This window comes from Jingyaoa shaoxingensis, from assembly GCF_014385005.1.
GTDB classification, from domain to species: Bacteria; Bacillota; Clostridia; order Lachnospirales; family Lachnospiraceae; genus Marvinbryantia; species Marvinbryantia shaoxingensis.
The window spans coordinates 86,003-100,753 of sequence record NZ_JACRSZ010000009.1; the positions used below are offsets into that span (position 1 = coordinate 86,003).

Annotated in this window: 10 protein-coding genes; all 10 read left to right on the plus strand. The window is 42.6% G+C overall.

Features of this window, described 5'->3' with window-relative positions:
* The first annotated feature begins 37 nt into the window (after positions 1-37).
* The 10 genes from feoB to H8716_RS10065 all read left to right on the plus strand — a co-directional run bounded on the left by feoB (position 38) and on the right by H8716_RS10065 (position 14,720).
* Positions 38-2,374, plus strand: a complete 2,337-nt coding sequence (gene feoB, locus H8716_RS10020; protein ID WP_249308591.1) for a ferrous iron transport protein B — start codon at positions 38-40, stop codon at positions 2,372-2,374.
* 193 nt (positions 2,375-2,567) lie between these two features.
* Positions 2,568-3,152: a 50S ribosomal protein L25 gene (locus H8716_RS10025; protein ID WP_249308592.1), complete on the plus strand. Its 585-nt coding sequence runs from the start codon at positions 2,568-2,570 to the stop codon at positions 3,150-3,152.
* A gap of 127 nt (positions 3,153-3,279) precedes the next feature.
* Positions 3,280-3,591 (plus strand): hypothetical protein, encoded by a 312-nt coding sequence (locus H8716_RS10030; RefSeq protein ID WP_249308594.1) that lies wholly within the window; start codon positions 3,280-3,282, stop codon positions 3,589-3,591.
* 12 nt (positions 3,592-3,603) lie between these two features.
* A complete protein-coding gene (locus H8716_RS10035) occupies positions 3,604-5,310 on the plus strand; it encodes a [Fe-Fe] hydrogenase large subunit C-terminal domain-containing protein (protein ID WP_249308596.1) in 1,707 nt (568 codons plus the stop codon).
* A 2-nt stretch (positions 5,311-5,312) separates the two neighbouring features.
* Positions 5,313-6,512 carry a SpoIIE family protein phosphatase gene (locus H8716_RS10040; protein ID WP_249308598.1) on the plus strand — a complete coding sequence of 400 codons (1,200 nt, stop codon included), beginning with the start codon at positions 5,313-5,315 and terminating at the stop codon, positions 6,510-6,512.
* A gap of 90 nt (positions 6,513-6,602) precedes the next feature.
* Positions 6,603-7,307: a LytR/AlgR family response regulator transcription factor gene (locus H8716_RS10045; protein WP_249308600.1), complete on the plus strand. Its 705-nt coding sequence runs from the start codon at positions 6,603-6,605 to the stop codon at positions 7,305-7,307.
* 2 nt (positions 7,308-7,309) lie between these two features.
* The gene (locus H8716_RS10050; RefSeq protein WP_249308602.1) at positions 7,310-8,617 is read left to right on the plus strand and encodes an ATP-binding protein; all 1,308 of its coding nucleotides are present in this window, start codon (positions 7,310-7,312) and stop codon (positions 8,615-8,617) included.
* A 196-nt stretch (positions 8,618-8,813) separates the two neighbouring features.
* Complete coding sequence (locus tag H8716_RS10055; RefSeq protein ID WP_249308605.1) at positions 8,814-11,708, plus strand: glycoside hydrolase family 3 N-terminal domain-containing protein; 2,895 nt, start codon at positions 8,814-8,816, stop codon at positions 11,706-11,708.
* Positions 11,709-11,722: 14 nt separating this feature from the next.
* Positions 11,723-14,158 (plus strand): glycoside hydrolase family 3 C-terminal domain-containing protein, encoded by a 2,436-nt coding sequence (locus H8716_RS10060; protein WP_249308606.1) that lies wholly within the window; start codon positions 11,723-11,725, stop codon positions 14,156-14,158.
* Position 14,159: 1 nt separating this feature from the next.
* Entirely contained in the window at positions 14,160-14,720 is a 561-nt protein-coding gene (locus tag H8716_RS10065; RefSeq protein ID WP_249308609.1) for a GtrA family protein, read from the plus strand.
* Positions 14,721-14,751 lie beyond the last annotated feature (31 nt).

The following is a 14,751-nucleotide window of genomic DNA, read 5'->3' on the forward strand; positions in this document are numbered from 1 at the left end:
TAAAGTTCGATTTAATGCGGAAAGGAAGGACTTAAGTATGACACTGAAGGAGTTACAGATAGGACAAAGTGCAGTAATCTGCACGGTTGGCGGGGAAGGTGCCCTGCGGCAGCATTTCCTGGACATGGGCGTGATACCGGGGGCAGAGGTGACTGTGGTGAAGCTGGCACCGATGGGAGACCCGATGGAATTGCAGATCCATGGATATGAACTGACTCTGCGGTTGGCAGATGCGGATCAGATCGGGATCCGGCCAATCGAACAGAGAACAAGAAAGCATGAAGGAGCAAGCGACATTAATCAGTCGATACACCCGGGGCTGGGAGAAGATGGAAAGTATCATGCCAAAGGAGACGGCAATCCGCTCCCGGAAGGAACGACACTGACCTATGCCTTGGTAGGTAATCAGAATTGCGGAAAGACCACATTGTTTAATCAGTTGACCGGAGCCAATCAGCATGTGGGTAATTTCCCAGGTGTGACGGTAGATCGGAAGGATGGATCCATTCGGGGATATGAAAATACACGGATTACCGATCTCCCTGGAATTTATTCTATGTCCCCGTATACCAGTGAAGAGATTGTGTCTCGTAATTTTGTACTGGAAGACAAACCAAAAGCAATTATTAATATCGTAGATGCCACCAATATTCAGAGAAATCTGTATCTGACTATGCAGCTTCTTGAGATGAATGTACCGATGGTGGTGGCGTTGAATATGATGGATGAGCTGATCGGCAATGGCGGTTCTATTGATGTAAATGCCATGGAAGCCATGCTGGGCGTACCGGTTGTGCCTATTTCCGCAGCAAAGAATGAGGGCGTGGATGAACTGGTGAAGCATGCTATACACATTGCAAAATATCAGGAACGTCCGGGCAGACAGGACTTCTGCGATGAAAACGATTTTAACGGAGCAGTACACCGCTGCATTCATTCAGTCTGTCATCTGATACAGGATCATGCAGAGCATGCCGGGATCCCCATCCGGTTTGCGGCATCTAAGTTGATTGAAGGTGATCATCTGATCGAGAAGCAGCTGGAACTGGATCAAAATGAAATTGAGACTATCGAACATCTGATTCTTCAGATGGAAAAAGAACGGGGACTGGACCGCAGTGCAGCAATGGCTGATATGCGTTTTTCTTTTATTGAAAAAGTCTGTGAACAGACGGTAGTGAAGCCAAAGGAAAGCAAAGAACGAATCCGCAGTGAAAAAATAGACAGGCTCCTCACTGGAAAATATACAGCCATACCATGTTTTGTCGGAATTATGCTGGCTGTTTTCTATCTGACATTTAATGTCATCGGAGCATGGCTGCAAAGTCTCCTGGAGATGGGAGTGACGGCTCTGACAGAAGTGGTAGATTCTGCACTGACAGCGGCGCAGGTAAACAGTGCGTTGCATGGCTTGATTATTGACGGTATTTTTACCGGAGTAGGATCTGTGTTATCCTTCCTTCCAATTATTGTGACACTGTTCTTATTCCTGTCATTGATGGAGGACAGTGGGTACATAGCGAGAGTCGCATTTTTCATGGACAAGCTGTTACGAAAGATCGGGCTTTCCGGAAGAAGTATCGTACCCCTCCTGATAGGGTTTGGCTGTACGGTTCCGGCTGTTATGGCGACCAGAACCCTGCCAAGTGAGCGTGACCGTAAAATGACCATCTTATTGACACCATTTATGAGTTGTACGGCGAAGCTGCCAATCTATGCATTCTTTGTCAATGCATTTTTCCCTGGAAAAGGCGGATTCATTATGACTGGGCTGTATGTACTGGATATCTGCATTGGCATACTGGCTGCATTTTTATTCAAAGGAACATTGTTTAAAGGGGAAGCAGTACCATTTGTTATGGAGCTCCCGAATTACAGGCTCCCAGGAGTGAAAAATGTGGGACAGCTCCTGTGGGAAAAGGCTAAGGATTTCCTTCAGAGAGCGTTTACGGTGATTCTTCTGGCAACCATTGTGGTATGGTTCCTTCAGAGTTTTGATCTGACCTTTAATCTGGTGACAGATTCTTCAAAGAGTATTCTGGCTATGGTAGCCGGATGGATTGCACCACTGTTTGTTCCTCTTGGATTGGGAGACTGGAGAATTATAGTATCTCTGATCAGTGGCTTTATGGCAAAAGAAAGTGTAGTATCCACACTGGGAATTCTGTTCGCCGGTGGTGTGGGAAATGCGCTGACCACTTTATCAGCAGCATCTCTTCTGGTGTTCAGTCTGCTGTACACGCCATGTGTGGCGGCAATCAGCACAATTAAGAGAGAACTTGGAGGAAAATGGGCAATTGCCGTAGTGATCTGGCAGTGTGCGATTGCCTGGGTGGCAGCCTTTGGGGTGAGAGTAATTGGAATGGTGTTGTAAAGAAGATATATGTATAGATGTTCAGAGCCACGCACTTTGTGAACATTCTGTGAAATTATCAGAAAACTATTGCAAAATAAGAAAAATAGGACTACAATGCGAAGCGAAACAAGAGAAAACGAATCGTCACTCAGTAATGACTCTTTCGCAAAACATCCCTGTTTACTATTTGTATCAATGGAGGAAAAGATAAATGAATACTTACAAAGTGCAAAAAAGAGACATGGAAACTAAGGCAAAAAAACTGAGAAGAGAAGGTTTTGTTACAGGAAATCTTTTTGGAAAAGAGATTAAGGAATCTATTCCACTGAAGATTGAACGCAAAGAAGCTGAACGTCTTTTACGTGAATGTATGAAGGGCAGTCAGGTATTACTGGATCTGGAAGGCACCACATACGATGTACTGGTCAAAGAGATGGATTACAACTCTATGAAGAATGAGATTATGGAGATGGATTTCCAGGCACTGGTCAAAGGTGAAAAAGTACATTCCGTAGCAGAAATCGTATTACACAATAAAGAAATGGTAGTTGGCGGAGTGGTTGACCAGCTTCTGACAGAGATCGCTTACAAGGCAGAACCATCGGCACTGGTTGAAAAAGTCATTGTAGACTGTAGCACCTTGAAGCTTGGTGACACACTGAAAGTTGCAGATCTGGATATCGCGAAAGACAAAGATATCGATATTACAACACATATGGATGCACCGGTTGTCAGCGTCATTGCACCACGTAATGCAGAGATACCGGAGACAGAAGAAGAAGAGACAGCAGAATAAGATTTTTGAAACAGGAACCTCTGGCCATCAATTCGATGACCGGAGGTTTTTTTTCTATCTTTTTTGGCAATTGACGCACCGGAGAAATCACATTAAAATAAGAGAAAAAGGCAAGGGGGATCGGAATATGGAATTGAAACAAATGATGAAAAAAAGTGCTGAGATCATTGGCGGGACAGCCCAGCTGGTTACAGACAGGGTCATGGATAAGGACTTCCGGGAAAAGGTAGTGGGAACTGTGGCGGAAGCTTCTCTGAGTCTGGCAGATACTACGGTAAAGACACTGAAAAAGACCAAAAACTACGCACAGGAGAAACATCTGATGCTTGGTTCCAAGGATCAGTATATTGAACAGCTGGAAGCAGAACTGGAAGCAAAGAACCGGGAGATTCGTATATTGAAGAAAAAGCTTCAGAAGAAAAACTGGAACGGAAGATAGAGGGGCAGCAGCATGAAGCGAACATCTATTTTGCAGTTTCGTACTGCCAACTGTAAAAACTGCTATAAGTGTATCCGAAACTGTCCGGTGAAAGCAATCCGTGTGGAAAACCAGCAGGCGCAGATTATCGAAGATCAGTGTATTCTCTGTGAAAAATGTACATCGGTCTGTCCACAGCATGCCAAGGTGGAACATGATGATATTCCGGATATTCAGAAGGAGATTGCTGCTGGAAAGAAAGTAATTGCTTCCGTGCATCCAGCGTACCTTGTCAGATATGGGTGGAACAGTGTGCATCTTCTGGAAGAGAAGCTTCAGAAGATGGGGTTCTGGAAAGTTTTTGATGCAGCTCAGGGTGCAGCTATGATGAAGCAGGAATATACCCGAATTCTGGAAGCACAGTATCAGCAGAAAATGATGATTTCTTCCAACTGTCCGGTAGTGGTACGACTGATTGAAAAGAAGTATCCACATCTGACAGAGTATCTGGCCCCAGTCTGTTCCGCCATGCAGATGCATGCACAGTATTTAAGGAAACAGTATCCTGATGCTGTGCTGGTCTATGTCAGTCCATGTATTTCGGTGATGTCAGAATTAAAGGAGCGGCAGGCACAGATGGATTATGTTATTACGTTCCGGGAACTGAGCAACTGGATGGATGACATGCCACAGCAGCAGGAACAGGGCAAACTGCCAGAAGAAGTATATCTGTCCAGAATGACGGCGGTCAGCGGCGGTCTGATACAGGCGATGCAGCCGGTGGAAGGGCAGAAGTATCTGTCTGTGGATGGGATGGATCAGTGCAGGGAGATTCTCAAAGAGCTACAGACAGGGGAATATCAGGACTATTTTATTGAGATGAATGCCTGTGCCAATGGATGTATTGGCGGTCCGTATTCTCAGAAGAGAGAAAAGAAACTTTTGGATGCTCTGATTGCCATTCGACAGATATCCATGCCGGAAGGCCGGCCGGATTATCAGAAAGATTACCATATGGAGATGCCGGATATTACAACTAGAAGATTTATACCGGAGGAATCTTATCCGGAAAAAGCTATTACCAGAGAGCAGGTTACGCATGTATTACAGGAGATGGGTAAATACACCAGAGAAGATGAACTGAACTGCGGCGCCTGTGGATATGATACCTGCCGTGCCAAGGCAGTAGCGGTTATCCAGGGAAAGGCAGAAGTGTCTATGTGTATTCCATATATGAGGGAAAAACAGGAAGATTATGCTAATATTATTATCAATGCCATGCCGGGACTTCTTGTGACAGTGGACTATCAGCTGAATATTGTGCAGTTAAATAAAGCAGCAAAAGATCTCTTTGATATTTCAAGGAAAAAGCATCTCCTTGGAAAACAGTTGAATGAGATTATGGATGATTATGCCATGGTGAATATGATTGCTTTTGACCGCGAGATCGAGCAGGACTGTGTTTATCTGGAAGAACAGAGACGTTATATAGAACGGGTTATTACCAATGACCGGAAAAATAAGCTGATTCTGTGTATTATGAAAGATGTAACCAAAGAAAAAGAAAGGCAGAAAAAGCAGAGACGTGCCCAGGCGGATGCGGTTCAGATGGCAGATAAGCTGGCAGAGGAACAGCTTAAGATTGTCCATGAGATCGCCAGTCTGTTAGGTGAAACTGCGGCAGATACCAAGGTGGCAATCGAAGAATTGAAACAGACAATTCAGCAGGATGTGGAGTAAAAATGGAGAATAAAAAAAGTAAGACCATACAGATGATCGGAGAGATTCCCATTGATTTTGGAAAAGTCAGTCTTAATAAAAAGAAAGAAAAAATCTGTGGGGATTATTATACTATAATAACAGAACCGGAGTCTTCTGTATTGGTGCTTTCAGATGGTCTGGGAAGCGGAGTAAAAGCAAATATTCTGGCTACGTTGACTGCCAAAATGCTCAGTATCATGATTGCCGGAAAGGTTGCTATCCGTACAGCTGTAAAAGCAGTAGCAGATACGCTTCCGGTATGCAGTGTACGAAATCTTGCTTATGCTACTTTTACGGTAATGGTTGCACAGGAAAACGAAATTTGTCTGTTGCAGTATGATAATCCGGATGCTATTTTGCTGCGAAACGGAAAAAGTATAGACTATCGTCGGGATATCCAGATGTTTGGAGAAAAAGAAATACATCAGAGTTATTTTCAGTTTCAGGAAGGCGATATGCTGATCCTCATGAGCGATGGCGTGACCAATGCTGGTATGGGGAAGACAACATACGGAGGCTGGGGAAGAGAAGAAGTTGTTAAATTCTGTGAACAGCGCTGGCGCGAAGAAATCAGTGCACAGGAAATAGCTTCCGCAATAGGCAACGCAGGACTGGATCTTAATCTGGATGAAACGGATGATGATCTGACGGTTCTTGTTATGAAGGGTATGAAGAAAAAAACGGTTAATATTATGGTAGGACCACCGGCGGATCGGGAAGATGACAGAAGTTATTTTGAAACATTTTTCCAGAAAGAAGGAATGCATGTAGTATGCGGTGGTACGACAGCAAAATTGGTTGCAGACTATCTTCATACAAAAGTGATCAATATTCCTGATTCCGGAAGCGAAGATGTCCCTGCAATGTCAGAAATCAAAGGGATTGATCTGGTAACAGAAGGACTGCTGACATTACAGAAGCTGATGGAATATTATGAGGATTTCAGTGAAGACCGCCTCTATTTTAATCGTCTTATAAAAAAGAAGGATGGAGCAGCGGAACTATTTCGTATTCTTTTTACAGAAGCGACAGAAATTAATTTTTTCTTTGGCAATGCATTAAATGAAAATTATACAGCACTTCATATTGACCGGGAAAAGAAGAAAGAACTGGCATTAGAGTTAATTGATAATCTGGAGGCAGAGGGAAAGAAAGTTAAGATCTGTTTCTGGTGTGTGTGAAAAGAATAAGCCATGAGGAGCTTCTGAGAAACAGAGGCAGTTATTACCGGTTATGTAATCAACTGACCGGAGAAGACGGAGAGAAGAGCAATGATTCGGATTGCAGTGGTGGAAGATGAAGAATTATATGCAGGGCAGCTTCAGAATTACATCAGTAAATATGCAGAAGAACGAAAAAAACAGATAAAGGTAACATGGTTTCAGGACGGAGAAGATATTGTGTCCGGTTATAAGGGGGAGTATGATATCATTCTTCTGGATATCCAGATGCGTTTTATGGATGGTATGACAGCTGCAGAGAAAATACGAGAACTGGATTCTGAAGTGGTGCTGATGTTTATTACCAATATGATTCAATATGCAGTGCGCGGGTACGAAGTGGATGCAATGGATTATGTGGTGAAACCGGTGGAATATTTTGCCTTTTCACAAAAGCTGGATAAGGCAATTGGAAGAATACAGAAAAAGACAGAGGTATTTCTTAAAGTCCCGGTAGAAGATGGGGTTAAGAAGCTGAATGTGGCAGAGATTCTTTACATTGAAAGTGTAGGGCACAATGTGATCTATCGGATGGAATCCGGAAAGTATTTATCCAGAACGGCTCTGAAAGAACTGGAGGCGACAATGAAACCTTATGGATTTTTTCGGTGTGGAAAAGGCTTTCTTGTAAATATGAAGCGGGTAGATGGGATCAGCGGCAGTGATTGTATCATTGAAGGTGAGCGGGTTCCTGTCAGTCGGAGTCGGAAAAAGGAATTTATGGAACTGTTAATACAGTATATGGATGAGGGATAGCAATGAATGTAGTACAGGATATTCCAAGATATTATACAGCACTTGCAGAATGGTCAGCCTGTCTGTTGTATGTGAATCTGATCGGAGGGATCAAAAAAGAAACGAAGAACATTCTTTTGGCAGGAGTTTTTCTGATTGTCCAGACTGGATTTCTTGTAAGCACCGATAATGTGGCGGTGTATCTGTGGATTCCCTGTATGATAATGGCAGTAGGGCTCATGTTTGGCTATATTTGTCTTGCAGGACAGCTTACGATCCGGGAAACCGGGTATTGCTGTGCCAGAGCATTTATTTTGGCAGAATTTATGGCTTCATTGGAATGGCAGTTATGTTCCTTTGGGTGGAAATGGCTGTTTGGGCAGAATATACTGGCAAGAGGTTTGTTGCTGACTGCTGTTTATGTGCTCTGTATTCTGGTGATGTATTATCTGGAAAAACCATTGATAACAGCTGGTATACTGAAGCAGGTGACATGGAAAGAAACGGGATTTGCAGTGGGAATTGCAGCATTGATTTTTGCATTCAGCAATCTCAGCTATCTGTCAGTGGAATCACCGTTTTCCGCATCTATTTTACGGGATATTTTTAATATCCGAACATTGGTGGATCTGGTTGGAATAGCAGTACTGCATGCCTATCAGAGCAGAATTTGTGAATATACGGCTGAAAAAGAGCTGGCATCCATCAATTTGCTATTGCGCAGCCAGTACGATCAGTACCGCAATTATCAGGACAGTCTGGATCTGATTCATATGAAGTATCATGATCTGAAACATCAAATTGCAGGACTCCGCGCAGAAACTGATGAGCAGAAGCGAAAAGACTGGCTGGACGTCATGGAAGAAGAGATCAGTGCATTTGAAAGCTTGAATAAGACCGGCAACCAGGTACTGGATACGATTCTTGCAGCTAAAATTTTTCATTGCCGAAGAAATAAGATACAGATATCCTGCGTAGCAGACGGAAAACTGCTGGATTTTATGCATGTCACAGATATCTGTTCTATTTTTGGCAATGCGTTGGATAATGCGATTGAGAGTGTTATTTTGCTTCCGGAAGAAGAAAAACGTCTGATTCATCTTACGGTATCAGCAAAGAAAAATTTTGTATTTATTAAAGTTGAGAATTATTGTGAAGAAAAAGTGGAAGTGAATGAACACGGAATTTTGCCAACCAGTAAAGCGGATAAGGATAATCATGGATTTGGAATCAAAAGTATTTGTTATGCAGTACAGAAGTACGACGGAAGTGTGAATTTTGGTGTAAAGAACAATTGGTTTGAATTGAGTATTCTCATTCCGCTGACATAGAAAAGACAGATATTTTTAAATAGAAGAGACATTTTCCAGACAGAACAATGCAGGACTGGAAAAGTCTCTTTTTTAGTTTTGTTTGCATTTCATGCAAAAATCATGCATTTCATGCCCCAAACGGCACAAAATAAAAAAATATGATACAGTTCTATGCATAAAAAAGAAGAGAAATCTCTAAGAAGGAGGAAAATGAATGTTAGCTATTAACATCGATGACGTGATCAATGTCCTTAATTCCTGTAAGAATTATCTGATTGCACTTGGAATAATTTTTGCAGTGATAATTATAGCGATGATCGCTGTCAGCAAACTGAATAAACCATTAAAGAAAATGATCCGCGCGCAGGGCTGGATCGCAATTTTACTGTCTGTTGTAGTTATTGTGAATCTGATCTGTACAGGACCAATGTACAGCATGATTTCGCTGGCGATGGGAGAAGGTTCCATCAGTGAAGAAACTTCGGCTGCAGCGACAGAACTGTGTGAAGATATCGCAGAAGAAGGGATTGTGCTTCTGCAGAATCATGACAATACACTGCCTCTGGCACAGGGAACAAAGCTGAATGTATTTGGCTGGTCATCCACGAATCCAATTTATGGAGGTACAGGTTCCGGTGGACTTTCCGATGCTTATCCGACAGTTCCACTTTTGGAAGGACTGAAAAATGCAGGCTTTGACGTAAATCAGGATTTGGTAAAGTTTTATGAAGAGTATCGTTCCACACGTCCTACGGTAGGTATGTGGGGACAGGACTGGACAATTCCGGAGCCTTCTATGGAAGAATACGATAATGCAGGTATATTTGAATCAGCAAAAGAGTATTCAGATACAGCAATGGTAGTGATTGCACGTTCAGGCGGTGAAGGTGCCGATCTTCCAACCAGCCTGGATCCAAATGTGGAAGATAATTTCCAGGATGGCGGAACATTTGGTTCTTCAGGACTTCGTTATAGCGAAAATAAAGATGATCTGGATGCATCCAAGCATTATCTGGAACTCTCAAACAGAGAACAGGCTATGCTGGATCGTGTAGCAGAAGATTATGATAATATTATTCTGGTTGTAAATGCGGCAAATACTATGGAACTGGGATTTGTATCAGATTATGAACAGATTAAGAGTGTGGTATGGTGTCCTGGAACAGGTCAGTCCGGTTTTAATTCTCTTGGAAAAATTTTAAACGGTGAAGTAAATCCATCCGGAAAAACCAGTGACACGTTTGTGGCAGATTTGACAAAAACACCTACATTTAACAATTTTGGGGATTTTGAGTATGACAATATGAATGAATTCGCCGTGGATGGTGTGAATCCAAAATTTGTGAACTACACGGATGGAATTTATGTAGGATACCGTTTCTGGGAAACAGCAGCAGAAGAAGGTCTGATTGATTATGATGAGATGGTGACCTATCCGTTTGGATACGGACTTTCTTATACAACTTTTGCGCAGACACTGGATAGTGTAACAGAAGAAAATGGTAAAATTACTGTAAAAGTAACGGTTACAAATACAGGAGATACAGCCGGCAAAGATGTGGCAGAAGTGTACTATAATCCACCATACACCAATGGCGGAATTGAAAAAGCATCTTGTAATCTGATCGGATTTGCCAAGACTCAGGTGTTGGAACCGGGAGCAAGTGAAACTCTGACCATTGATTTTGATGTAGAAGATATGGCATCCTATGACGATCAGAATGCAAAAGCATATGTGCTGGAAGAAGGAGAATACAAGATCTCACTTCGCAGTGATTCACATACCATGATTGATGAAAAGTCTTATAAAGTAGAGAAAACAACGGTATACGATGAAAATGCCCGCAGTACAGATCAGATAGTAGCAACAAACCAGCTGGATGCAGCAAGGGGAGAAATTACTTATCTTTCACGTGCAGATCATTTTGCAAATTATGAAGATGCAACAGCAGCACCGACGAATTATACAATGTCTGAGGAAGACAAAGCAACATTTTTTAACAACAGTAATTATGATCCGGAAGCAGAAAACAATGATGCGGATGAGATGCCGACAACCGGAGCCAAAAATGGCGTGAAGCTGGCTGATCTTCGTGGTCTGGATTATGAGGATGCCAAATGGGATGAACTGTTGGATGAATTGACTGTAAGTGATATGGATATGCTGATTGCACTTGGCGGATATCAGACAGCACCTGTAAAAGAGATCGGAAAGGTACAGACAGTAGACTGTGACGGACCGGCATCTATAAATAATAACTTTACCGGAAAAGGATCCATTGGATTCCCGGCAGGAGTAATGATTGCCAACACATGGAATGTGGACCTTGCCACTGCATTTGGAACCAGTATCGGTGAAATGGCAGATCAGATGGGAGTATCCGGATGGTATGCACCGGCTATGAATATTCACAGAAGCGCATTTGCCGGACGTAATTTTGAATATTATTCTGAAGATCCACTGCTTTCCGGTGCCATTGCAGAAAATGCAGTAGCAGGTGCAGCAACAAAAGGAGTCTATGCTTATATCAAACATTTTGCATTAAATGATCAGGAAACCAACCGTACCAATCAGTTGTGTACCTGGTTTGATGAACAGTCAGCCCGTGAAATTTATCTGAAACCGTTTGAAATGTGTGTAAAAGACAGTGATGCAAAAGCTGTGATGACGGCATTTAATTTCTATGGCACGACACCGGCACAGGCAGACAGTACAGTGCTTAACAATATCCTTCGTGATGAATGGGGCTTCAGAGGTTTTGTACTGACTGATTATTATGGAGTATACGGTTATCAGGATTCAGATCGTTTTATCAGAAATGGTAATGACTGTATGTTAGTGGCATATGATACAGAAACTAATCATGTAAGTGATACTACAAGTGCCACTTCAGTAAAAGCAATGCGTCAGGCAGCAAAGAATATTTTGTACACTACTGTAAACAGCAGAGCGTATGACGCAGAAAACTTAAATACCGGTATGCCAGACTGGCAGAAGCTGATGATCGGTATCGATGTAGTTCTTGGCGTGTGTCTGATTGCGCTGGAGGTACTGACATTAAAGAAATATAAGAAAAGAAAAGCAGCAAATACAACGGTAACAGAATAAAGAAAGGCAGGATAATGAAACATCAGGATCTGACATCAAAGATGACACTGGAAGAAAAAGCAGCTATCCTGAGTGGGAAAACAGTCTGGCAGACCATGGAGATTCCAAGACTGCAGATACCGGCAATCTTCTGCTCAGACGGTCCTCACGGACTGCGCAGACAGGCGGGCGAAGGAGACCATCTTGGTCTCAATGCTTCGCTGCCGGCAACCTGTTTTCCGACCGCAGCAACAATTGCAAATAGCTGGAATACGGAACTGGGAGAAAAGTTGGGATCTGCGCTGGGAGAAGAAGCAGCAGCGCAGAAGGTAGATGTTCTTTTGGGACCGGGACTGAATATTAAGAGAAGTCCTTTATGTGGAAGGAATTTTGAGTATTTTTCTGAGGATCCTTATCTGGCGGGAAAAATGGCAGCGTCCTACGTCAGAGGTATACAAAGTCAGGGCGTTTATGCCTGCCCAAAACATTTTGCGGTAAACAGTCAGGAATTACGCCGCATGGCTATGGATTCTGTACTGGATGAGAGAACATTAAGAGAAATTTATCTGACAGGATTTGAAATTGCCATAAAAGAAGGAAAAGCAAAAGCGATTATGTCCAGTTATAATGAGGTCAACGGAACCTATGCGAATGAGAATCCGCATTTGCTTTTGGATATTCTGCGAAAAGAATGGGGATTTGAAGGTATTGTGGTTACAGACTGGGGTGCAAGCAATGATCATGCAAAAGGTGTAGCCTGTCGTTCGAACCTGGAAATGCCTGCACCGGGGTTGGATTCAGCCAGAGAACTTCTGGAAGCTGTTGAGTCAAAAAAACTTTCGATGGACGAACTGGATCAATGTGTGGACGATCTTCTGGAGGCGATTCTGGAACTTTCCGTTCAGAAGCGGGGAGCAGAATTTGATCAGAAAAAGCATCATGAAATTGCCAGAGAAGCAGCAGAAGAGAGTATTGTACTTTTGAAAAATGAGAAACAGGTTCTTCCTTTAAAAGCAGGAACAAAAGTTGCGTTGATCGGAGATTTTGCCTTTGAACCAAGATATCAGGGAGCCGGTTCATCTATGGTGAATCCAACCAGGCTGGAGACCATGGAAAACGAGATCATGCACTATGATTTGCAGCTGGCAGGAAAGTGTCGTGGTTACCGGCGTACCGGTGAAAATGATACAGCACTGGAACAGGAAGCACTTCATGTGGCCAGTCAGAGTGATGTGATTTTGTATTGTTTCGGACTGGACGAACTGAGCGAATCAGAAGGACTGGATCGTGCACATATGAAGATCCCGCAGAATCAGATTGATTTGCTGGAAAAACTTTTTCAGTGCGGCAAACCGGTGATTGGAATCTTAAGTGCCGGTTCTGCAACGGAGATGACATGGGAAAAGAATCTGACTGCAATTGTGCATGGATATTTGGGAGGACAGGCCAGTGCATCTGCAATGCTCAATGTACTGACCGGGCGTGTCAATCCATCCGGTCATTTGAATGAAACTTACCCTCTTGATTATGAAGATACACCGGCTTATCATTATTTCCCAAGTGAAGAGAGAACCGCGCAGTACCGGGAAGGAATCTATGTGGGATATCGTTATTACGATACGGCAAAAAAACCAGTGAGATATCCATTTGGTTATGGATTGTCATATACAACGTTTGCTTTTTCGGATTTGAAAGAAGAAGAAAATGGAATTTCTGTAAAAGTGACAAACACAGGAGATACAGATGGCGCAGCTGTAGTACAGATGTACGTATCGCTTCCAAAGGCAAGGGTATTCCGTCCGGAAAAGGAACTGAAAGGCTTTACAAAAGTATTTTTGAAAGTAGGAGAAAGCAGAACCGTATCCATTGCATTTGATGATAAAACATTCCGCTATTGGAATAACAAGACCGGAGGCTGGGAAATCGAAGAAGGGGAATATCTGGTGGCAGTTGGAGAAAACTGTGAAGCAATTCATGAAACCATGACTGTGCATCGTGCAGGAAGTACAGTAGAAATCCCGGATGTTTATCAGAAAGAGATGCTTCCATCCTACTATAATGCTGATATACAGAATGTAACAGACAGTGAATTTGCAAAACTTCTGGGACATGAAATTCCTTCCGGCAAGTGGAGCGGAAGTCTGAATAAGAATGATGCGATCTGTCAGCTTTATTATGCAAAAAGCCCGATTGCCCGTCTGATCTATCGTATTTTAACAAGTATGAAGAATAAAAGCGAAGCAAAGGGAAAACCGGATCTGAATATTCTGTTTATTTATAATATGCCATTTCGCGGAATTGCGAAAATGACTGCAGGAGCAGTCAGCCGGGATATGGTAGATGGTATGGTGACAGCAGTGAATGGTCATTTCTTCAGAGGGCTTGGACAGATTATAAAAGGATATTTTGTCAATGCTAAGGCAAACAAAGCCTATGAGAAAAAACTGGAACAGACAGGAGCAGAAAAATAACATGAACAGATTAGCGAAATGGTGGCAGAGTTTTGACGGGAAGCATCCGATAGCTGCTCGATGGATTCGGGAAGGTGGGTTGTTTGTGATTGTCAGCAATCTGATCACAGTATTTAAATACGTTTTATTACAGTTTCTGCCAAAGGCATTTGCAGGACTTCCTGTAGTAGATTTTGGATGGCCGGGTATTCCGGTGACACTCTTTGGAGAAACTTTTAAATGGAATATTCTGGGGTATGATGCAGCTCATGGTGGACTTCCGTATTTCTGCGCTTATATGATTGCTATGTTAGTTGGGGAATGTCTGAATTTTCCGTTACAGAGAAATGTGGTATTTCGCAGCAAAGGCAATCTGGCAAAACAGATCGGAGCTTATTTTCTGGCATTTTGTATCATCACCTGTATTGTAAATTCTATCAATTGTGTATGGGTGGCCATAGCAGGAATGTTTGTACCGGATTTTATCTACAATATCGGAACTACAGTGTTAAACGGAGGAGTATCCATGGTGATTTTCTTCTTTGTAAACAAAGCAATTTTTCCTTCGGAAGAAAATAAATAAAAATATGAAACAGCTTTTCACGATATGTGGA